Below are 20,229 nucleotides of genomic sequence, written 5' to 3'. Positions count from 1 at the left end.
GGGCGGCGCCCCATCATCTCGAGGGCTCAGAAGGTTTAAAAAGTTGGAGCAACCCTCCCCGCCGAGATCTGCTTCGAGGGTTTTGGGAGACACAACTTCCCTTACCCTCTGTGGAGCACCGGGTAGAGCTCCACCACGTCTCCCTCCTCCAAGCTTTCGTCGAGTAATGCCGACCTCTCCACTCCGTTTACGAACACTAGTAATATCGCCTTAGGTTCGCCAGACTCGTTTATGTACCTCTCCAAGTTGAAGATCTTTCGCGCGCAGAGCAACAACTCCTTCAAGTTTTTGGCATTCAGCTTTGCCGTCCGCCCGTCCCAAAGCCTCAGCTCCACCAAAGCTCCGGAAGCCTCGTCAGCTCGCCTCGTTCAAGCTTTAACGCATCTCATGAGATTTCCTTCCTGATAGACTGATGGGAGGACAAGCTCTCAGAACCTCTTTAGTATCATCTAGTAATCATCTCAAACGCCGCGTTAAAGCGACGTCGTGGCGAAATTGGGCGTCAAGAGTTAGGCAAGGAGGGCGCTTAGGTACAAAACCTCACAGACGTCAGTGTCTTAGAACTGCGCGATTTTCTCGAGGATAAGGGCCTTGAAGGAAGCTAAACGACGCACTCGCGTTTGTCATAAACGATGAAGACCAAAGGCAGATTAGGTGTCAGAAGGTAGAACGTTACGAGGTTTCGTCCTTGCCGGAAGAACAGAAGACCGTATTACCTATTAGCAAGGGTGTGGTTCCTACCGGAAAGCTGCACGAGATGAGGAGAAGGGCCCTCGAGGACCCGGAGGGCTTTTGGTCGGAGATAGCTTCGGAGCTCTATTGGAAGAAGGGTTGGGACAAGGTAATTGAGGGAGAGCCTCCCTACTTCAAGTGGTTCGTAGGCGGGAAGACCAACATATCCTATAACGCCTTGGATAGGCACGTAAAGACTTGGAGAAGGAACAAGGCAGCTATAATTTGGGAGGGCGAGCCGGGCGAGACCAGAGTTATGACCTACTATCAGCTCTGGAAGGAGGTAAACCGTTTCGCCAACGTTTTGAGAGACTTAGGCGTTAGGAAGGGTGACAGAGTGACTATTTACATGCCTATGGTCCCCGAAGCAGTAGTGGCTATGCTGGCGACGGTGAGGCTTGGCGCTATCCACAGCGTGGTCTTCTCCGGCTTCTCCGCTAAGGGGCTGGCGGAGAGGATAAACGACGCACAAGCTAAGGTCGTGATAACCGCCGACGGTATGTGGAGGAGGGGGAAGAAGCTCATACTCAAGGATATAGTTGATAAAGCGCTCGAGGAAACGCCTTCTATCGAGAGCGTAGTGGTATACAAGAGGTTGGGTGAGGAAATCAACATGGTCGAGGGCAGGGACTACTGGTGGGATGACCTCGTCGAGGGGGTGTACGACTACGCGGAGCCGGAGTGGGTAGAGAGCGAACACCCCTCGTTCATCCTTTACACTTCCGGCACCACGGGCAAGCCAAAGGGGATAATCCACGACACCGGGGGCTATATGGTAGGGGTCTACGCTACTATGAAGTGGGTGTTCGACGTAAGGGACGAGGACTTACACTGGTGTACAGCGGACATAGGCTGGATCACCGGCCACTCCTACGTAGTTTATGGCCCCCTGCTACACGGGGCGACCACCCTCATGTACGAGGGGGCGCCGGACTACCCGAAGCCGGACCGCTGGTGGAGCATAATTGAGAAGTACGGCGTGACCACATTCTACACGGCTCCTACGGCTATAAGAATGTTCATGAGGTATGGGGAGAAGTGGGTGGAGAAACACGACTTGAGTACGTTGAGAATACTGGGCAGCGTCGGTGAGCCGATAAACCCGGAGGCTTGGTGGTGGTACTTCAAGCACGTAGGCAAGGGCAAGTGCCCCATAGTGGACACTTGGTGGCAGACCGAGACCGGCCACATAATGATAAGTCCCGCTCCCGGGATAGAGCTGGTGCCGCTGAAGCCCGGGAGCGCCACCTTCCCCTTGCCTGGGGTGGACGCAGAAGTGGTGGACGACAACGGCAATCCCGCTCCTCCCGGAACGAAGGGTTACTTGGTCATAAGGAAACCGTGGCCCGGCATGTTACACGGGATCTGGGGCGACCCAGAGAGGTACGTGAAGACCTACTGGAGCAAGTTCCCCGGCTGGTACTTCACGGGAGACTACGCCATGAAGGACGACGACGGCTACTTCTGGATATTGGGTAGGGCGGACGACGTGATCAAGGTAGCCGGCCACAGGCTCGGTACGCTAGAGATAGAGAGCGCGTTCGTCGCTCACCCAGCGGTGGCGGAGGCCGCGGTGGTGGGCAAACCTCACCCGGTCAAGGGTGAAGGCATAGTAGCCTTTGTGGTCTTGAAAGAGGGTCGTCAGCCAAGCGACGAGTTGAGGGAAGAGTTGAGGAAATGGATAAGGGAGACCATAGGACCCGTAGCGACGCCGGACGAGATACACTTCGTCACTAAGCTACCCAAGACGAGGAGTGGAAAGATAATGAGGAGGGTACTGAGGGCCGTAATAAGTGGTCAGCCGTTGGGAGATCTGAGCACCTTAGAGGATGAAGCTTCCGTGGACGAGGTAAAGAGGGCCGTTGAAGAACTGAAGAGAGACTTGGGGATATAACAACCACCCCTTTACGATGTTCTATGATGTTCCCGATATTTCAAAAATAGGTGGTCGCTCTGAGAGTTTACCAACCCAAGACCCCGCCTATGTCCGCGGCCTCTTCTGCCTCGCTGACACATTGGACTGCGAGGGCCCCAACTTTGTCGCTGAGCCAGTTCCTAACATAATCCAACTTGTTCTCTTCTACAACGTACATGTCGCTCAGGACGTTCTCACCACACTTGCCGAAGAAGCGGGCCTCTACCATGTTGCCTCTCTTTCCAAAAGTAACTTCTATGTTAATCTCGTACTTTCCGGGCTTGAGTCTCCTGGTCTCGCCGCCCGCGCTTATCTGACCCTCCTCGGTCACTTCGAAAGCTACTTTCATTGAGAGGGAGCCCTCGCCCTCTTGTACTTCAACTTGTGGCTCGCTTATGAAACTCCCCAAGGTGTTTTCGATGCCCTTAAGGGCAGCCTTCTGGGCCGATCTCGCGCTTATCACGACGCCCTCCCAGCCCCGAAAGGCCGTGGGGGTGTAATAGGCCTCCGTCCCGTGACCCGCTCCTCACCCTTCGGCCAAGTACGCGGTCCTCATCGGCCCAAGGGAGCTTCTTCTACTAGTAGACTCGCCATGTCTTCCAGAGGGGGTAGCTCGACTACCCCCAGCTCCGGGTCGGCGGCGTAGGGGACGGCCTTTCCGAGGTCCAGCTCCCTCAATATGGGGGACAAGTAGGCCTCTCTGTTCGGGGTCACGCTGGTCCCAGACTGGTAGAGGCCCACTGCGGGCAACACTATGACCGTGCCCCTCTGTGAGGGCACCTTTAGGTAACACGGGAACTTCGCCGTAGCGCCCACCGGGTCCCTAAGAGCGACGCTCGGGTGCTCGTGACCGATGACAGTCACTTCGCCAAGTTCTACTACCTTGTGGCCGTGTACCACTTTCACTCCTCCGTCCAGGTCGAGCTCGTCTACTACCTCAAACCCGGCGTCCTCAACTATCATCTTAATGAAGTTGTCGTGGTTCCCCCTAACTAGTATCAGTTCCACCCCTCTTCTCTGGGCCGCGGCCAAGAAGGTCTCCACGTCCCTCCTCTCCATCTTGCCTAGTCTGCCGAATTGGTGTTTCAAGTCGCCCGCCACGACGACCTTACCGGCCACTCTGGAGACGCTGTCCAAGACCTCCAGCGCCCTCTTCAGTTGGGCCGGGGGGAGGAAGATCCCCTTTCTACCCATCTCCTCCTCGAAGCCCAAGTGGAGGTCAGCTATTATGGCGTAACCCTTGTACAGCAGTGCGCCATGGGGGGTGGCGTAGAGCCCTCGCTCTAGCTCTACGACTTCCACTCGGGACCCCAGAGCCTAGGGGCTTAGGGGTTAATACCTAGGGGAGCGCCTCAGCTCGCCCTTTCCGGTTATCCAGTACTCACCGTCGGTCCGCACCTCTCTCTTCCATATCGGGGGTTCATGCTTCAGCCTCTCTAGGATTTCTCTGGCGGCTCTGAACGCGCTTTCCCTATCCTCCCCACTAACCGCTATTATCAAAGTCTTTTGACCGACCTTGCGAGGACCCAAGAACTGTACGACCCTGGCGTCTAACGCTCCCCACCTCTTCAGCTCCTCGTCCACTATCTTTTCCATAAACTCCTTGACGTTCGAATGGGCTTCGTAAATCAGTTCCAGTACCTTTGATTCCTTAGATTTTACGGTCCCGACGAATATCACTGTAGCCCCCGACTCGGGGGCGGACAAGTCCTCCATTAGGGCGTCCAAGCTCCAGTCATCCTCCTCCGTCAGCACGACCCTCCCCCCTCCCCCGGCCGCGGGGGGAACTAGTTCGTACTCTCCTTCGCTCAAGGTTTCCTCGTCCTCAACAAACCCTCCGTCCCTCAAGACCACGGGCTCTGGGTACCCTTCTGGCAACAGCTCAAGTACCCTCTTCTTGAGGTCTGATACCTTAGAGCCTTCTGGAAGTTCCAACTCCACTACCTCTCCTAGCACGTCCTTGTACATAGCGTATAACTTCAACCTAACCTTCAACGTGTGCCTCCGTCTTCACCCCGCGTTCGCGGAATTTGAGAGCAACGCCCTCTGCGCCCAAGTTTATATAAATGGAAGGGGTAGTTGCTAGGGGTCCCACGACATGTACTACCGTACACGAGAAGCTAGGCTGGAATTTCTAAGGAAAGTTAAGGAGGAGGCGATAGACTTCCCCGACTACGAAGTAATAGACTCGCCGTCACCCGAGCTTTACAAGTTCATTTTCCCTTTCAAGGAAGTGCCTCGCGTCTTCTTCGACGGCATAATACTTCCTACCGAGCTCCCTTCGGAGATCTGGATAACCGACACGACGTTTAGGGACGGTCAGCAAGCTCGAGAGCCCTATACAGTTGAGCAGATCGTTCGCTTGTACAAATACTTGCACGACCTCGGGGGCCCCCTAGGGAAGATAAAAACTACCGAGTTCTTCTTATACACCGAGAAGGACAAGGAAGCAGTCAGGAGGGTAAAGGAGCTGGGTTATAGGTATCCCATACCCACCGGGTGGATTAGAGCAAAGAAAGAAGAGCTCAGTTTGGTAAAGGAGGCCGGCCTAGAGGAGACCGGTATACTGGCATCTATAAGCGACTACCACATCTACTTCAAGTTCAAGGCTTCCAGGGGCAAAGTCATAGAGAAGTACTTGAACGTCGTGGAGGAAGCACTTAAAATGGACATCGTACCAAGAGTGCACTTGGAAGACATAACTAGGGCCAACATATTCGAGGTAGTAGTACCATTCGTCCGTAAGTTAATGAAGTTGAGCGAGAGGTACGGCCTCCCCGTGAAGGTCAGGTACCCCGATACGCTGGGCGTCGGCCTCCCCATAGTTGAGGCGACGTTGCCCCGGAGCATTCCCAAGCTGACTTGGGTCCTCCGCCACGTCTGTGGCGTGCCCAGCGAGTGGCTGGAGTTCCACGGCCACAACGACTTCCACCTCGGGGTGGCCAACGCGATGAGCGCGTGGCTCTACGGTGCCGGGCTGAACAACGGAACCCTCTTGGGAATAGGCGAGAGGGCGGGGAACGTGCCCATAGAAGCCTTAGTCTTTGTTTACGCTCAGCTAAAGCACGGGTTTGACGGAATGAACACTAAGATAATAACCGAGGTGGCAAAATACTACCGCGAGGAGCTGGGCTACGAGGTCCCGCCCTACTATCCTATAGTCGGGAGGAACTTTGCCGTGACGAGGGCCGGGATACACGCGGACGGCCTCCTGAAGAACCCGGAGACCTACTTACCTTTCGACACGGAAGGCATCTTAGGAGTGAAGCCCGGAGTGGCCATAACCCCTTACGCGGGCTTGGCGGGCGTCGTCTATTGGATAAACAAGACGTTCGGATTGAGCGAAGGGGAGCAAGTGAGCAAGAAGGACCCAAGGGTACAAGCGATCTATAAGGACGTCATGAAGCAGTTCGAGCACGGCCGCCTTACGGCGCTGAGCGACGTCGAGATGTTGTCTCTGGTCGCCAAACACGCGCCAGAGCTAATCAAGAAGTACTGGGACAGACTCCCAGAGGACTTGAAGGCCAAGGCTGTGGTGTTGCTGGACCTCGCGGAGAGGAGATAAGACCCCTTGCCCACAGGAGCTGGGGTCTCTCGTGGGTCTGTTAGAGAAGCTCGAGTTCATCTTTTCAATAATTTTCGTAACATCGTTGATAGTCTTGGCCGTGGTCGCCGACGTTAACTATTTGGGGACCGAAGGGGCCTTGGGCCTGGCGACCTTGACGGCGGCCGTGGGAGGCACGGCGATAGCCCTCCACTACTTGAGCGCCGACAAACCTTAACGCTTTACCACGTCCAAGTAATCTTGTATGAACCCTTTCCTCACCATCTCTTCGTACGTCCTCCATATTCTCTTCACGTTAGTGAACTTAGTTTCGTAGCCTTTCTCCTCGAGGATCTCGTAAACTACGTCTACGAATTCTTGGGGCGAGGGTCCTTTGGAGAGGGCTTCCACGATAACCTTCATTAAGTCTTTCCTGGTCGGCCTTTTCTTGTTTATTCTTTTTGTCTTCTTCTCTTTCCCTATTTCCTCTAAGACCTCGCGGAGCACGTCCTCGGGGACCCAGTCCAGCTGCAAGTCGGCCCTAAGGAACGAAGTTTCGGCCCTTGATAAGCTCAAGTGTAAGAGACGCACTCCAGATAAATGGCATCTACACAAAAGGGGCGGATGAACTCTGCGAAGCATGTGTGCTGGTGAGCTTACATGAGGGGAGTTCGTCTGAAGGAAGTAAAGACCTTGAGGACTAAGTGCACCAAGTGTCCCCTTAGCAAGATCTGCTTAAAAAGGCGCGGGTGAAACTAGAGGCGGTGTAGTCGCCATAGCGGAAGAGGTCCTCGACAAAAGTTTATTTCTGCTTCATGAGGACGGCTATTCCGTTTACTTGGACGAGGTTCTGACCGAGGTCTACCAGCGTTGTGCGGAGAGGCCTAGCGACGCTACCTTGGAGGACTTAATTAAGACCCATACTAAATGCATAAGCGAGGTCTTGGGGATAAGGCCCGTAATAACTATGGTTGAGGATGAGGAGAAGGGAAAGACTATAATGATCGACGAGGGTGACGTTTACTTACTGGAGTGCAAAGATATAAGTGAAGAGCTGTTGGAAGACGTCGGACTCACCAACGAGCTACTGCTCTCCTTCGATGACACCTTGATGGACGAACTAGAGGACGCGGTGAAGGTCATCATGTGCACACTGAAGAAGAGGAGGTTGAAAGAGGAGGAGAAAAAAGAAATATCCGACTTTTGGGGTTTGAAATCAAACAATTTTTAGATCCTCGAGAGAAGGAGCTCTGACATCACGTCGAGCGGCAGTGCCCCGCAGCTCAGTACCCGCGCGTGAAAATCGTACAAGCTGAAAGAACTGCCCGCGTATTCCCGGTACAAGTCCCTTAACTCCTTCAACCTCATCTTCCCGTACGAGTAGGACAGTTGGTACCCGGGCGTTAAGGTATACCTCAGCGCCTCCGAGTAAGCGGAGGCCTCATCGAGCAGCGCTACATTTTTTAATTCTTTAATTGCCTCACCAAAATGCATTTTGCCCGTGCTTAAGCCCACATCCACGTAAACTCTGACCCACCTCCACAGCTCGTCTTTCTTCACTTGCCAAACGTAGCGCGGGTGCGCCTCGAAGCCTTGCTCTAACATCAACTCCTCTGTGTAGTGGGCCCAACCCTCCACGTAGTCGGCAGCCGAGGCCAAGTATCTATACTTGGAGGGTAAGTGGAAGCTCAGTTGAACGTGATGACCGGGATACGTCTCGTGGACCGCGGTGTTCAGCACGTCGAAGTAGTCCCTCTTCGCAGAGCCCGGAGTGACTAACAAGCGTCCCACATTGTAAGGAGAGAAAGCTTGGGGAGGGTCATACGCGGCGTAGGGGATTATTGGCCTAAGGGGCGCGGGCGTGTCAACTACTTCCAAGTCTTCGTCCGGCGCCAGAGGCAAGAGCTTCTTCTCAACGACAAAAGCTCTCGCCCTCTTCACGGCTTCAACGTAAGCGTCCTTGAGGTCACTAATTTCCTTGCCGTTTGGAGGATTTCCCAATTCTTCGGACAATTCCTTTACTTTTTTCCTAGCTAGGGTCTCTAGTTCGTCCATGCTAGCATTGATCCCCCTTATCTTCAAGAGCGTTGAAAACAAGTTCTCGCCCATTGGTTGGTATCCTTCATCTGCCTCCAGCTCCTCCAGCCACTTGTTGTACTCTTCTACAGACCTCTTGACGTCCTCTGGCGCATTCAGCTCCAACAAAAGTAGCTTGAGACCTAGGATTTCTGCCTTTGCTAGGTTAACCCACAGAGACTTGGGCTCTTCCAAAAGCTCCTTACTCTCTTCGAACAATTTGGGCAATGTATTTAATCTCTTCGTGAGTGCAGCCCTCTTGTGGTCTTCTGGTGCTGGCGAGAGTAGTATGGACAGTAAGAGTTCGGAGGCCAGTGAGGGAGCTACCGGGTAGTACCTCCAAGGCCTCCACTCGCCCTCCACTAACGCTTCCACTTTCAGCTGCCTGGCTACCTCTCTCTTGTCTACCTCCAGTTCTTCGTTTTCAGCGTTCCACTCCTCGAGCGTTGCGACTCCCTCCAAGATCCAGTCGACGAATTCTTCAATAGCATTCTTGCTGAGAGAGGGAACCTTGAAGTCGTACTCCCTAAGCCCCATTGCTGAGGCGTAGTGAGGGTTGTAACCAAACCATTTCTTTACAATTTCGTCAATCGGTTTCAAGGGACCTTACCGGAATTCCTTACATTTTGTACATTAATTAGAGCCACGGAACCTCTACCTCGTCCAACCTCCACCTCTGCTTCACGAAGGCCTCTTCAGGTTTAACGTTGAAGCCGTGCTTGAAGTAGAGTAACCCGGTCCACGCTATCATAGCTCCGTTGTCCCTTGCTAACTCGTAGGGGATGGGTTTGAAGGAAACCCCCCTATCCTCGCTCATAACGGCAACCTTCTGTCGGAGTTTCTTCGAGCCCGCCACGCCTCCTACTAGGACTACCTCCTTCAATTTGGAGTGGGCTAGAGCCCTCTCTCCCACCTCAACTACCATGTCGTAGGCCGTCTCCCAAAGTCCGTAACACACTTTCTTTTTATCCTCCCTTTTCCACGCCCTCAGAGCAGCGGTCAACAGGCCGGAGAACGAGAGGTCCACTCCTTGGACCGTGTAAGGGAGGTCCGCCGGCTCGTCGGCGCCCTCGGAACAGAGCTCCACCACGTGTACTCCGCCCCTAACGAAGGGGGGCCCTAATCCTACCTCCCGGGCGAATGTGTCCAACAAGTTGCCGAGGCCGATGTCCAAGGTCTCCCCGTACACTCTATATCTCTTTATAGCTGGCGCGGAGATCATAGTACTCCCCCCGGACACGTAGATTGCCACTGGCTTGGAGAAGCCGGTCACTGCCCTAGCTATCTCTATGTGGGCCAGCGAGTGGTTGACTGGCACGAGAGCCTTTTCGTAGAAGGCCGCGAGGGCTCTGGCCATCACGGCCCCGGTCCTCAAGCAAGGGCCCAACCCGGGCCCAGCGCTGTAGGCTACGGCGTCCAACTCCTCTGGCGAGATGCCGGCCACCTCCAAGGCTTTCTTCAAGAGCTTCGGTCCCCACTCCGCGTGGTGCCTAGCTGCCTCCCGAGGGTGAATTCCTCCCTCCTTCGGAACGTAGGTGTGCATTTCGTTCGCCAGTACCTCGGCTCTCTCGTTCACTATTCCAACTCCTATCGTATGGGCGGTGCTCTCTATGCCGAGGACGTACAAGGCGTCCTCCGGCTCACCTGAGTTGAGCCTCGAATAAACACTCCTCGTCCCCCAAGAGCTGGGACTTCAGCATTTTCAGTACGATCTTCGCATCCGAAGAACCAAAACGAACCTTGGGTGTTATCACACATGCCCTCTTCCCCGTTACGGACTCTATCATTCCAGTGAGCATGGATATCATAGTAATGCATGCCTTACCGTCCTTTTCCTCGTCGAACTTCAAAAGCGGACACTCCTTAGCTCGGATGAGTAGCGTGTCCCCATTCTGTTTGCATTCGGCTTTGATTCCGAAGGCCTTGCACGGCAGTGAGAGGACGCTAACTATCTCACTCAATTCTAAAAAGCCTTGAGATCTGAAACGTTCGATCATTCTCTTCGAGGCTTCCTTCATGATCTTATAAACGAGCTGCCTCGCGGCGGCCTCTCCGAACAAGTTCTTAGCCTCTTCGTAAACGAGACCGAAGACCACGCTCTCGAGGAACTCCATTCTAAGGTCTTGCAGGGAAGCTTCGTTAGACAAAGCGCGCATCCGTTTTACTCGCTGGTAACTCTCCACTAAAAGGTTGACTCGAGCTCATCCCAGCCCGGCCTTCTCTAGGAGTTCCTTGGCCTTCTCGTCTCCCTCGAGGGCCCTAAAGGTTAAGGCGGCCAGCGCCACCCTCGCGCCCAGCTCGCCGGACCTCACGACCTCCTTCAACCTCTCCGGAGACTTGAGGACCTCTACGTAGTTTCTGAAGAACTCTACGAAGAGCTCCGCCACGCTTTCGTCGCCCAAGTAACTGAAGGCCAGAGAGGCGACCTCGACCTTGCTCACGGCCAACGCCTTAGCCAACGCCTTCCAAGCCTTGGGTGTGGGGTAGGGCGTGAAGCGGCTCTCGAACTCCTTTGCCGCCTCCGGAGGAGGGAGGAAGGCGTCGTAACTCCTTATGTGCTTGCTCACCTCTTCTACAACTTCCCTTAAGCCCTCGTGCTTCACGCCCTCTCCGTGGTTGGGAGAGGTCACTTGGAGGAAGTAGTAAACTTCTTCTGCCCACTCAACCCCCTCGTCGTCCAGCTGTTCCTTCCATTCCCTTATTGTAGGAGCCCTCACCTTTATGTATTCCAAGTTACCGCTCGAGATGTATGAGGGTATTGAAGTCACCTCCGCGTAGGAGGGGTCAGGGCCGCTGAGCACGCTCAGCTTTCCGAACTCATACATTCCTATCCTCTTAGTTATTAAGACGTCCAATACCTTCGACAAGGTGTTCCAAGGAAGCACGGTCGCGTTCTCGACGTGGAGCACTCCGGCCAATGATACCGAGAGAGCCGAGGCCCACTTAGGAGGAACCTTACTAAAGAAATTCTCCTTAACTACGTTCATACCCTCCAAGTCCTCCTTACTTAACTCCGGGCCCCGGAGTTCTACGTACACGAATTTGTTATTGTATTCATCTACGTTCAGTTGGTCCTTATACGTCATCACGCCTTCCTCCCACGTCTTTAATCCTTCCTTGGTAGGCACGAAAGCTCTAGTCATTATAATCTTTTCGTAGAAATCATTAACCTTCCCACTGTTAGTCGTGGATATTATCTTGTATAGGTTAGAACACGAGGAATCGTTGTCGCATTTGTCAGCCAATGAAAAGGATGTGGCAATGAACATAGTCTCTTCATCGACCTCCTCGAGGGCCTCGGCTATTAGTTGCTTGTTGCCCGTCGATATCACGTTGCTCAGAGAGACGTGCCTCTCTTTGAGTTCCTTCGAGCCCTCCTCGAAGAACCCCAAGAAGTCCTTCTCTACTATATCTTTAGCTACTGCCTTAACGAAAGTTAGGAAGGACCTCTTCACTACTTCAGACTTCCCTATCCTGGGCGGGCCGTAGAGGACCGGTATTGGCACCTCGACTCCAGCCGCGTACTTAAGGAAGTACGAGAACGACAAGTAGCTTTCGGCCTCTTTGGGCCCTAGCTCGAACACTTCGACCCTCTCCGTCAGTTCGCCCGACAGAGACGTTAAGGGTGGGGGAGGCTACGGCGCCGGGAAAAGGCCTTGGTCTGGGAAAGGAGAGAGAAGCCACTCTTGCAAGTGGCTCTGGACTTCACTACCATATCGAGCGCAATTTCCGTCGCAATCAAGGCTTTGAAGGCAGACATATTGGAGGCAGGAACGCCTTTGATAAAGTCTGAGGGCTCTAAGGCGATATCCGCAATAGCCGCGCTGGGCAAGCCCACGCTCGCGGACACCAAGACATGCGACACCGGGGCCCTGGAGGCCTCTATAGCTTTCGACGCCGGGGCTGACGCGATGACTGTAATGGCGTTCTCTGACGACTCGGTCATAAAGGAGGCCATCGAGGAGGCCGAGAGGAGGGGGAAGGTCGTGGTGGCCGACATGATGCATTTGGATGAGCCTGTGGAGAGAGCTAAGAGGCTGAAGGAACTCGGGGTGAGGGCAGTGGAGCTACACGTGGGGATATCGCAGCAAAGGGCCTACGGCGTCACAGCTGTCGAGTTGGCGGCGTTGGCCGAGAGGTTGAGGTCCTTGGGCCTCGTGGTCGCCGTGGCGGGAGGGATAACCCCTGAGACCGCGAGGGCCTTTTTGGGTAAGGCGGACGTGGTGGTGGTTGGGGGCTACATAACGAAGTCTCCTAACCCTGGAAAGGCGGTGGAGGAACTCTTGAGGGCTTTGGGAAGGTGAGCTCCTCACTTCTCAAAGATGGTGTATCCGCACTTGCCGCAGTGCCACCTGGGCACTGGCTTTAGGTGATGTGCCATGAAGCTGCCGCAGCGCGGACACCTCTTGTTTTTCGGCTTTATGGTTCCCTTCTCGTAATCCCACTCGTACAAGGTGTGGGGCTTCACCTGAGCGTGTTTGGGCACGGACTCATCACCTCTCACTGGGCTTGTGCTTCTTGAGCCTGTGAGCACTGCTCGTGGAGCTTCTTAACCTTTTTCGACTCTAGCTTCTGCAGCCTCTCATAGCTTTTGTACACGTGCACCCTGGCCCGCGTCCTGCCTATGCCGTATTCGCTCAAGAGCTTGGTTACGACCACTAGCTTCTTGTCAACCCCAAGCGTCTGGGCTACCTTTTCCTCCACCTCGCATCTCGACGGGGTCGACTTCGCCACGTGCACTAGTATCAAGTCCAGCTCTTCTCTCTCGGCTAGGGGGTTCCACCTTTTGTTGACTACTTGGAGCTCGAACTCGCTCAACGCCCCTCACCCCTCACAAGTACTCCTCCCTGAGCTCAACCTTCTGCCTCCTCTCTTCAACCTTCTTCAAGTGAGTTATATAACCGGCTATCTGATTCCTCAGCTTTTTGGAGTTTACTTCTATTATCTGACTCACCACCTTCTTATTGTGTTCGAAATCCCTGGTGAACAAGTCAGGATACATCTGGAGGAGCTTCCTCGCGGTCCTCTTAACTACGTTAATCCTCACTTTCCCCAATCTATCGCCACCCCGCGGTGGGCCAAGGACGATTTAATTTTGCTTTCCCGACGACGCCCACCAACGCCTCCGGCCCGCCTCTCTTGACTATTGTAGCGTACTTATTTTTCGACCTCTCCAAACCCAAAAGCTTAGAGTCCATCAAGAGCGCCGGCCACTCGGTACCTTTAACCAGTGCGACCTTCCACGGAAGCTTCAACGGCTTCTCGGCGTTCGAGGTAACCGCTCTCAGTAGCTCCCTAGCCGCCGCGTCGTCGAATGCTCCCTCGGCCCTCAGCTCGAATGCCCCGGCCTCCAAGTCCCTCCAAAGGTCAGGCTTGTTGAAGGCGCAGTTGTCGCTTCCCAGCAACAACCTCACCCCCACCTCTACTGCCTCCTTAACCTTCGGTCTCAAGCCGAACCAGCGGTTCGAGCGCGGGCAGACGACCAAGGAGACGTCATTTCTCTTCAACTCCTCTAGGTCCTCATACTCCAAAAAGCAGCCGTGAACTACGAAGTCGGCTCCCAAGTCGAGCGCCTTTTGGACGGGCTCCTTCCTCACCTCGGCCAAGTGGAGCCCCACGGGCTTTCCAGCGGCCTTGAAGGCCCTCGCGGCTCTCTCAGCGAGGTCAGGGCTGGGGAAGTCCGGCTCCGGCAAGCCAAGGCCGTGGGCGAGCTTCAAGACGACCTCTAAGTCTTCCTCCCTCTCGACCCTGCCAAAGGGCAAGTAGCCCTCCTCCCCGGCCTCTAAGGCCTCCCTCACCCCCTTCGCCCCTCCCTCGCGGAAGTCCGCGGTGGCGAAGGAGCCGATGGAACGCAGCGCCTCCATCCCAAGCCTTATCGCCTCTCTGACGTCCACGGTCTCCAGAGCCTTCCTCTTTAACCCCTTAGACGGGTCCACTATGTCGCTCAAACCCTCCTTCAACCAAGCCTCCGGGAAGAGGCAGTCCGCCAAGTGGGTGTGAGCGTTCACCAAGGCTGGCATGACTAGCAAGTCGGAAACCCTCTTGGACGTGGGGTACCAGTCTGTCAGCTCCCCGTCCTCCCAGACGAGCTCTACGTTCTCCACGAGCTCCAAATCTTCGCCGACCAGTGCGTATTTCGACCTAACTACGATCAATCTCAATACCTCCCTCGCCGCGTTTTGGGGAGGAGGGCCAGTGAGGAGCTGTCATGGGCGCCGAGGTGTGAGGACTCGGTTCTCGGCCGAGGCTACTTCCAGAACCTCTCTTTAGAGAGCTCTAGGGCTTTGAGCGCCGGCAGCTCCTTGCCTGCTAGGAAGCTCAACAAGGCGCCCCCTCCGGTGCTTATGTGGCCCACCTTGTCTTCCATACCAAGCTCCTTAATTATGGCAGTTAAGTGCCCCCCGCCGAATATGGTAAAGGTGCCGCTCTCCAATGCTAGCCTAACGAGCTCTCGGGTGCCCTCGCGGAAGCGGGGGTCCTCCATGACGCCCGCGGGCCCTCTCATCACGATTATCTTTGCGTCCTTCATCAGCTCCCCGTACGTCCTGACGGTCGCTGGCCCCACGTCCCTTATGAGGCCCGTAACCGAGAAGACGGGCTCCACGCGCACGTTCCCTTCTTCGTCCACAGTCTTAAAGTCGAGCGGCGTTTCTATTGGGGCTCCAGACAACAAGAGTTTCTTCGCCTTGGGTATCAGCCCCAAGAGGCCCTTCTTTTCCAAAACTTCCATGTTCTTCTCCCCTAAGTCTACTCCTTTGGCGACTAGGAATACCTCAGCCACTAGCCCAGTCGTCAATATCCTGTCGGCCACTTTGTTCTTTACTAAGTTCTCTATTATGACTATAGTGTCTGGGACCTTCCCCCCTCCCAGAACGAATATCTTGGGAGATACCTTGGGGTTGAATACTTTGCTTAATGCCTTTACCTCCTTCTCCATCACCCTGCCCATAGCAGAGGGGAGGACCAACGGGAAGCCCACCACGCTCGGCTGGGAGCGGTGGGCGGTGGCGAAGGCGTCGTTTACGTACACGTCGAAGAGCTTGGCTAACCTCCTCACGAGGTAGGTGTTAGCTTGCACTTCCGGAGGGGCGTTAATGTTCTCTTCTGCTAAGAACCTGACGTTGTCCAACAAGAGGACTTCTCCCGGCTTGAGCTCCTTTATCCTCCTCCGGGCCTCGGGCCCCATCACGTCGTCTACGAAGTTTATGGTCTGGCCCAAGGCCTCCGAGAGCTTCTTAGCGTGGGGCTCTAAGGTGATGAAGTCTTCCTCTCCCGGACGCCCTTGGTGGGAAATTATGACTACCGCCGCACCTTTCTCCAAGAGCTCCTTTATCGTGGGCACGTGAGCCCTTATCCTTGAGTCGTCCAACAACTCCTCGTCCTTGACGGGGCTGTTGAAGTCTACCCTCAACAATACTTTTTTATTGGATACATCTATGTCGTCCAAAGTAGGGAGCTCCTCCAGCTTCAAGGAGGGCCTTCCCGACCTCTCTAGTGCGGCCCTTGGTTATAGGACAAGCGGGGGTCGGAGTGAGACTAGGTACATCATTCGTTCAGGGGCTGCCCACTTCCTCATTCCCTCTCCGGCTCAGAAGTAATAGACAAAATAGCGTTCCGCCGGAGGGGAGAACGCCCGGCGACCGGCCGTCGTCGTGGCGGACGATGGGCCGGGCTTGTGCGCCGGAACACCTTTTAATCACCGTCTCGTGAACGACGCTTCGGTCGTCCGAGTTGGTATGCCCTTATGCGATACCGGCGAGAGGGGGGTTAGTGCACTGCAGGGCCGCGGACATGGCGGTGGACCCCGCGGAGTACCCTTGCTTCGGCAATTACAAGGAGTGTCCGATATATCGCGCCGAGGAGAGCGGGAGCTGCGAGAGCTGTCCCCTCTACGGGACTTGCCCTAGGGCTCAGTAAGGGTAAAAGCCCAAGCCTCCAAGACCCCCAGAGGAGGAAGTTTTGGAAACCCTCGGTCCCTATGACGTTGTCGTAGTTGGAGGAGGGCTGGCGGGCCTCAGGGCAGCGATAGAGGCGAAGCGCCACGGGGCGAGCACGCTGGTGGTAGCGAAGTCCCACCCGGTCAGAAGCCACTCTTCGGCCGCCGAGGGCGGCGTCGCCGCTTACATAGAGGGGGCCTCGGACCCTAGGGACTCTCCCCTCCAGCACGCGTTCGACACGGTAAAGGGCTCGGACTGGCTGGCCGACCAAGACGCAGTCGAACTCATGACCTTTGACGCAGAAAGGGCTATTCTAGAATTAGAGAAATGGGGCTGCTTGTTCTCCAGAGACCCGGACGGAAAGATTGCGAGGAGACCCTTCGGGGGCCACACTTACCCCCGCACGAGGTTCGCGGCCGACAAGACCGGCATGTGTATGCTCCACACAGTTTATGAAAGGGCACTTGCCGAGGGAGTCGATATGCTTTACGAATTCTACGTTACTGACGTAGTTAGTGACAAGAGGAGGGTCTACGGTGTCATAGGCTTCGACGTTAGGAGCGGTGACGTCTACTTCATCAAGAGTAAAGCCGTGATTATCGCGACGGGCGGGGGCGGGCTGATGTACAAGTTCTCTACAAACAGCTATTTGAACTCGGGGGACGGCTACGCGATGGCCGCCAGGGCGGGCGCCCCCTTGGCTGACATGGAGTTCGTCCAGTTCCACCCCACGGCTCTGTATCCTTCCAACATACTGATAACCGAGGCCGCCAGGGGCGAGGGCGGCTACTTAATCAACAAAGACGGAGAGAGGTTCATGAAGAGGTACGCTCCAGAGAGGATGGAACTAGCCCCGAGGGACGTGGTTTCCAGAGCGATAATGAATGAGATCAAGGAGGGAAGGGGCTTCGAGGGCGGCTACGTCCTTTTGGACCTAACCCACTTGGGGGAGGAGAAGATCAACGAAAGGCTTCCCTTGGTTAGGGAGGTTGCTATAAAGTTCGCCAAGGTGGATCCGGTCAAGGAACCGATACCGGTCAGGCCGGCGGCCCACTACACTATGGGCGGGATCAAGACTGATTTGGACGGCGCTACCGAAGTGAAGGGTTTGTTCGCCGCCGGAGAGGCCGCTTGTGTGAGCGTCCACGGGGCCAACAGGCTGGGCAGCAACTCCTTGTTAGAGACCTTAGTTTTCGGCAGAAGGGCCGGCATGGCCGCTGCGGCCTACGCTAAGGGCTTGGGCTACCTAGAGCCGCCGAAGGAGGCCGTCTCAGAGGCTGAAGCTAGGCTGTGGCTTCCCACGACTTCCGAAAGCGGCTTGAGTTTCGGACAACTCAGGAAGGAGGTGGGAGAAATCATGTGGAACTACGTGGGCATCGAAAGAAACGGGGAGGACCTCAAGACTGCCGTCAAGAGGCTGAAAGAATTAATGAGTATGGCTAAATACTTGAGAGGGTCCGGGGGTCCCGGTGCCTACGAGCTAGTCGCGGTACACGAGACCATAAATATGATTATGAACGCCTACGCCACGGCGACGGCCGCTATGTGGAGGACGGAGAGCAGGGGAGCGCACTACCGTTCCGACTACCCCAAGAGGGACAACGAGAACTGGCTCGCCCACACGCTGATGCGTTGGAAGGGGACGTGGGAAACGGAGAAGCTCCCGGTGACCATAACTAAGTGGCCTCCGCAAGAGAGGAAGTACTAACCTATTTTCTCCCCTCTAGTTTGGTTCCCAGGAAGCGAAGAAATGTCAAAAGTAGCGATGGTCTACGACTTCAGTAAGAAGAAATGTGGAATAAAAGAGTACGGGGATGCATTGGTCAAGTGGCTCAAGGCTTTAGGGATAGACGTTGATGTATGTGACTTGAGGAAGGACAACTACGCAGACTCAGTGAGGGCAGCGGTGTGCGCCTCCCGCGGGGAGTTGGTGCATACCCAACACGAGTACGGCCTCTTCAAGGGTCACTTCGGCTGGTCTCAGATATTTTACTACTTAACGTTGAAGTTCTTGAGGAAGAGGAACGTCACCACCCTCCACACAGTCGTGACGCCCGGACAAGCTATCGAGAACTATGTCAAGTTCGTTCTCCCGTACGTCAAAGAGAGCTTGCTGTACACCTTGAGGGGACTCTTGACAAGCGCGCTAGTACCTTACATCCCCCAAGCTTTCAGCGACGCCCTAGTCGTGCACACCCTTCGGGGCTACGAGCTCCTCCCGTGGCTCGGGAAGATGAAGGCAGTCCTAATACCTCACTTTACCCCCAAGCCTTCGTGGAAGATAGACGAAGTCATAGAGAACTGTAAAAAGATGAGTAAAGAAAAGGTGGAGCGCGTGGAGATAGTGACCCCCGGGTTCATCAGGCCCACCAAGAGGTACGATTGGGCGGTCCACGCTCTGGTGAGCTTGGCGGCGGAGGGCCTCGAGGTCCCGCTTCGGTATACCGTCGTGGGGACTACGCAAGACGAGGCCGGGGAGAAGTGGTACGAGTACATGAAAAGTTTCGTGGACGAGATATCAAAGTACACCGAGAAACTGGGCCTCGAAATAAGAATAATGAAAAAAATGATGACTAAGGAAGAGCTTATAGAGAGGGCCTGTTCGGCTCACGTGGTGCTGCTCCCCTATTCAGACCCCACCCAAGAGGCTTCCGGCATAGTTCACGACTCCTTGACTTGTGGGAGGCACGTGGTCGTTCCGAAGATAGGCGACGTCCGTAACTATCCGGAAGCCTTTCACTCCTTTGATGTATATGACCCTCTGCCTACGATGAAACAAGCCTTGAAGAGGGCAATAGATGAAGTGCTAAGGGGAAACTTGTGCAACCCGGGGGCGTTGGCCTACGCTCGTTTCACCGCCATTGACCGCGTCGCGAGGAGGCACGCGGAGCTCTACGCCAAACTCCGCTCTCAAAGATCTTCTCGGCTATCCTCTTGAGTTCTTCGGACCTCTTCTCCTGCGCCGCTTTTACTAACTCGTAAAGTAGCGGGCCGAGCTCCTTCCCGTAGAACTCTATTATTAACTCTTCCAAACCCGTAAAACTTGTGGCGACTTCTTCGACCTCAGCTTCTTCCTCTTTGAGGAAGTTCATCCTCACGCTCAGAGCCTTAGCTTGGAATTTGGACGATATAGTCTTTACAGTCTCCTTCCCTACCCTGCCGGTTAAGTACAAGTGAACCACAGCCCCCTCGGGGATCGCCTCCGCCTCCGCGAGCGCCCTCTTATAATCCTTCGGTAATTCATACTTCTTTATTATCTGAACCCTATTGTATACCTCTATTTTGTCTATTACTTGCGCTTCGTCGCCTCCCAAGTCTATCAACAAGGGCCCTCGCCTCAACAGAGGGTTTTCTGAGGCCCCCCAGAGCACCTCGTCCACGGTAGTGGCCTCCAAGGAGCCCGGGTACGCGGCCGGGGCGCCGTGGACTTGTAAGATAGCGGGTTTGTGCACGTGACCCAAGGCGTAGTACTTGTAGCCCTTTGGCAACATGCCCTCGTCGAGGCAGCCGAAGGGAAGCGCCCTGCACAGTCCTATGTGCAACAACAAGACTGAGTTCTTCTTAGGTTTGATCCCCCTCAAGCGTTCCAAGGGGCCCCTCTTCGTAGGGGTTACGGCGTCGCCCCCGTAGAAGGTGAAACCTTTGAACTCGTATCCCTTGATTCCCAGTTCCCCCCTCAAGAGCTTCGCCCCGGTGAGCTCGCTTAGGTAAGCTATCGCCGGATAACCCCTTACCTTGGGTATGTCGTGATCTCCGGGAACCATTATTACTTCTACGCCGTTCTCCCTTAGCCTCTTTATCCCTTCGACGGCAACCTTGAAAGGCTTTATACTGCTGTCCGGCACCGGCGCGTCGAACAAGTCGCCGGCTATCACGAGGGCGTCTGCCCTCTCCCTTATTGTGGCTTCAACCAAGTCCTCAAAGGCTTTGTAGAAGTCCTCTTCCCTCTCTTTCAAGCCGTACTGTCTCTTACCCAAGTGAACGTCCGCGGCGTGGACGATCAGCATAGCGGTCACACATTTTAG

Annotated in this window: 23 protein-coding genes; 8 read left to right on the top strand and 15 right to left on the bottom strand. The window is 55.0% G+C overall.

Annotated elements, in window-relative coordinates; genetic code table 11:
• Nucleotides 1–101 precede the first annotated feature (101 nt).
• Complete coding sequence (locus AC1HCZ_RS00430; protein WP_479461572.1) at nt 102–335, bottom strand: ubiquitin family protein; 234 nt, start codon at nt 333–335, stop codon at nt 102–104.
• A 353-nt stretch (nt 336–688) separates the two neighbouring features.
• On the opposite strand from AC1HCZ_RS00430, the gene acs reads away from it, so the two are divergent.
• A complete protein-coding gene (gene acs / locus AC1HCZ_RS00425) occupies nt 689–2,626 on the top strand; it encodes an acetate--CoA ligase (protein ID WP_479461571.1) in 1,938 nt (645 codons plus the stop codon).
• A 67-nt stretch (nt 2,627–2,693) separates the two neighbouring features.
• On the opposite strand, the gene AC1HCZ_RS00420 is transcribed toward acs, so the two are convergent.
• The 3 genes from AC1HCZ_RS00420 to AC1HCZ_RS00410 form a co-directional block, all read right to left on the bottom strand.
• Nucleotides 2,694–3,110 carry a hypothetical protein gene (locus AC1HCZ_RS00420; protein WP_479461570.1) on the bottom strand — a complete coding sequence of 139 codons (417 nt, stop codon included), beginning with the start codon at nt 3,108–3,110 and terminating at the stop codon, nt 2,694–2,696.
• 89 nt (nt 3,111–3,199) lie between these two features.
• A complete protein-coding gene (locus tag AC1HCZ_RS00415) occupies nt 3,200–3,949 on the bottom strand; it encodes a metallophosphoesterase (protein WP_479461569.1) in 750 nt (249 codons plus the stop codon).
• Between the two features lie 30 nt (nt 3,950–3,979).
• A complete protein-coding gene (locus AC1HCZ_RS00410; RefSeq protein WP_479461568.1) occupies nt 3,980–4,642 on the bottom strand; it encodes a molybdenum cofactor biosynthesis protein MoaE in 663 nt (220 codons plus the stop codon).
• A gap of 103 nt (nt 4,643–4,745) precedes the next feature.
• Here AC1HCZ_RS00410 and AC1HCZ_RS00405 point away from each other — a divergent pair, with 103 nt between their 5' ends.
• A complete protein-coding gene (locus AC1HCZ_RS00405) occupies nt 4,746–6,212 on the top strand; it encodes a 2-isopropylmalate synthase (RefSeq protein ID WP_479461567.1) in 1,467 nt (488 codons plus the stop codon).
• Between the two features lie 31 nt (nt 6,213–6,243).
• Nucleotides 6,244–6,429 (top strand): hypothetical protein, encoded by a 186-nt coding sequence (locus AC1HCZ_RS00400; RefSeq protein WP_479461566.1) that lies wholly within the window; start codon nt 6,244–6,246, stop codon nt 6,427–6,429.
• On the opposite strand, the gene AC1HCZ_RS00395 is transcribed toward AC1HCZ_RS00400, so the two are convergent.
• A complete protein-coding gene (locus tag AC1HCZ_RS00395; protein ID WP_479461565.1) occupies nt 6,426–6,725 on the bottom strand; it encodes a hypothetical protein in 300 nt (99 codons plus the stop codon). The genes AC1HCZ_RS00400 and AC1HCZ_RS00395 overlap by 4 nt on opposite strands.
• Nucleotides 6,726–7,029: 304 nt before the next feature.
• Here AC1HCZ_RS00395 and AC1HCZ_RS00390 point away from each other — a divergent pair, with 304 nt between their 5' ends.
• A complete protein-coding gene (locus AC1HCZ_RS00390) occupies nt 7,030–7,422 on the top strand; it encodes a hypothetical protein (protein ID WP_479461564.1) in 393 nt (130 codons plus the stop codon).
• Here AC1HCZ_RS00390 and AC1HCZ_RS00385 read toward each other — a convergent pair.
• The 4 genes from AC1HCZ_RS00385 to AC1HCZ_RS00370 all read right to left on the bottom strand — a co-directional run bounded on the left by AC1HCZ_RS00385 (nt 7,419) and on the right by AC1HCZ_RS00370 (nt 11,851).
• Entirely contained in the window at nt 7,419–8,867 is a 1,449-nt protein-coding gene (locus AC1HCZ_RS00385; protein WP_479461563.1) for a DUF885 domain-containing protein, read from the bottom strand. The genes AC1HCZ_RS00390 and AC1HCZ_RS00385 overlap by 4 nt on opposite strands.
• Nucleotides 8,868–8,904: 37 nt before the next feature.
• Entirely contained in the window at nt 8,905–9,894 is a 990-nt protein-coding gene (kae1, locus tag AC1HCZ_RS00380) for a KEOPS complex N(6)-L-threonylcarbamoyladenine synthase Kae1 (protein WP_479461562.1), read from the bottom strand.
• Between the two features lie 13 nt (nt 9,895–9,907).
• A complete protein-coding gene (locus AC1HCZ_RS00375) occupies nt 9,908–10,381 on the bottom strand; it encodes a hypothetical protein (protein ID WP_479461561.1) in 474 nt (157 codons plus the stop codon).
• Nucleotides 10,382–10,468: 87 nt separating this feature from the next.
• Entirely contained in the window at nt 10,469–11,851 is a 1,383-nt protein-coding gene (locus tag AC1HCZ_RS00370; protein ID WP_479461560.1) for a hypothetical protein, read from the bottom strand.
• A gap of 72 nt (nt 11,852–11,923) precedes the next feature.
• Between AC1HCZ_RS00370 and AC1HCZ_RS00365 the strand changes: the two genes are divergently transcribed.
• Nucleotides 11,924–12,571, top strand: a complete 648-nt coding sequence (locus tag AC1HCZ_RS00365) for an orotidine 5'-phosphate decarboxylase / HUMPS family protein (RefSeq protein WP_479461559.1) — start codon at nt 11,924–11,926, stop codon at nt 12,569–12,571.
• Nucleotides 12,572–12,576: 5 nt separating this feature from the next.
• Here AC1HCZ_RS00365 and AC1HCZ_RS00360 read toward each other — a convergent pair whose 3' ends face one another.
• The 5 genes from AC1HCZ_RS00360 to AC1HCZ_RS00340 all read right to left on the bottom strand — a co-directional run bounded on the left by AC1HCZ_RS00360 (nt 12,577) and on the right by AC1HCZ_RS00340 (nt 15,738).
• The gene (locus AC1HCZ_RS00360; RefSeq protein ID WP_479461558.1) at nt 12,577–12,753 is read right to left on the bottom strand and encodes a 30S ribosomal protein S27ae; all 177 of its coding nucleotides are present in this window, start codon (nt 12,751–12,753) and stop codon (nt 12,577–12,579) included.
• A 14-nt stretch (nt 12,754–12,767) separates the two neighbouring features.
• The gene (locus AC1HCZ_RS00355; protein ID WP_479461557.1) at nt 12,768–13,085 is read right to left on the bottom strand and encodes a 30S ribosomal protein S24e; all 318 of its coding nucleotides are present in this window, start codon (nt 13,083–13,085) and stop codon (nt 12,768–12,770) included.
• Nucleotides 13,086–13,098: 13 nt separating this feature from the next.
• Complete coding sequence (locus tag AC1HCZ_RS00350) at nt 13,099–13,323, bottom strand: 30S ribosomal protein S17e (protein ID WP_479461556.1); 225 nt, start codon at nt 13,321–13,323, stop codon at nt 13,099–13,101.
• Nucleotide 13,324: 1 nt separating this feature from the next.
• Nucleotides 13,325–14,422 carry an amidohydrolase family protein gene (locus AC1HCZ_RS00345; RefSeq protein WP_479461555.1) on the bottom strand — a complete coding sequence of 366 codons (1,098 nt, stop codon included), beginning with the start codon at nt 14,420–14,422 and terminating at the stop codon, nt 13,325–13,327.
• 92 nt (nt 14,423–14,514) lie between these two features.
• Complete coding sequence (locus AC1HCZ_RS00340) at nt 14,515–15,738, bottom strand: phosphoglycerate kinase (RefSeq protein ID WP_479461554.1); 1,224 nt, start codon at nt 15,736–15,738, stop codon at nt 14,515–14,517.
• Between the two features lie 299 nt (nt 15,739–16,037).
• On the opposite strand from AC1HCZ_RS00340, the gene AC1HCZ_RS00335 reads away from it, so the two are divergent.
• Genes AC1HCZ_RS00335 through AC1HCZ_RS00325 form a run of 3 tightly spaced genes read left to right on the top strand, consistent with a single transcriptional unit; the run spans nt 16,038 to nt 19,142 of the window.
• Nucleotides 16,038–16,184: a hypothetical protein gene (locus AC1HCZ_RS00335; RefSeq protein WP_479461553.1), complete on the top strand. Its 147-nt coding sequence runs from the start codon at nt 16,038–16,040 to the stop codon at nt 16,182–16,184.
• Nucleotides 16,185–16,226: 42 nt separating this feature from the next.
• Nucleotides 16,227–17,912 (top strand): FAD-dependent oxidoreductase, encoded by a 1,686-nt coding sequence (locus AC1HCZ_RS00330; protein ID WP_479461552.1) that lies wholly within the window; start codon nt 16,227–16,229, stop codon nt 17,910–17,912.
• Between the two features lie 42 nt (nt 17,913–17,954).
• Entirely contained in the window at nt 17,955–19,142 is a 1,188-nt protein-coding gene (locus tag AC1HCZ_RS00325) for a glycosyltransferase family protein (protein WP_479461551.1), read from the top strand.
• On the opposite strand, the gene AC1HCZ_RS00320 is transcribed toward AC1HCZ_RS00325, so the two are convergent.
• Nucleotides 19,057–20,211, bottom strand: a complete 1,155-nt coding sequence (locus AC1HCZ_RS00320; protein WP_479461550.1) for a DNA repair exonuclease — start codon at nt 20,209–20,211, stop codon at nt 19,057–19,059. The two genes, AC1HCZ_RS00325 and AC1HCZ_RS00320, sit on opposite strands and share 86 nt — an antisense overlap.
• Nucleotides 20,212–20,229: the final 18 nt, after the last annotated feature.

It is taken from the genome of Ignicoccus sp. (assembly GCF_056435145.1).
Note: the sequence above shows the minus strand (reverse complement) of the source record. Positions and strands in the feature narration are given on the sequence as shown.

Excerpts from the sequence above, each read along its gene's own strand:
- AC1HCZ_RS00405 (WP_479461567.1), top strand. The coding sequence starts at position 4,746 with ATGTACTACCGTACACGAGAAGCTAGGCTGGAATTTCTAAGGAAAGTT.
- AC1HCZ_RS00375 (WP_479461561.1), bottom strand. The coding sequence starts at position 10,381 with ATGGAGTTCCTCGAGAGCGTGGTCTTCGGTCTCGTTTACGAAGAGGCT.
- AC1HCZ_RS00325 (WP_479461551.1), top strand. The coding sequence starts at position 17,955 with ATGTCAAAAGTAGCGATGGTCTACGACTTCAGTAAGAAGAAATGTGGA.
- AC1HCZ_RS00320 (WP_479461550.1), bottom strand. The coding sequence starts at position 20,211 with ATGCTGATCGTCCACGCCGCGGACGTTCACTTGGGTAAGAGACAGTAC.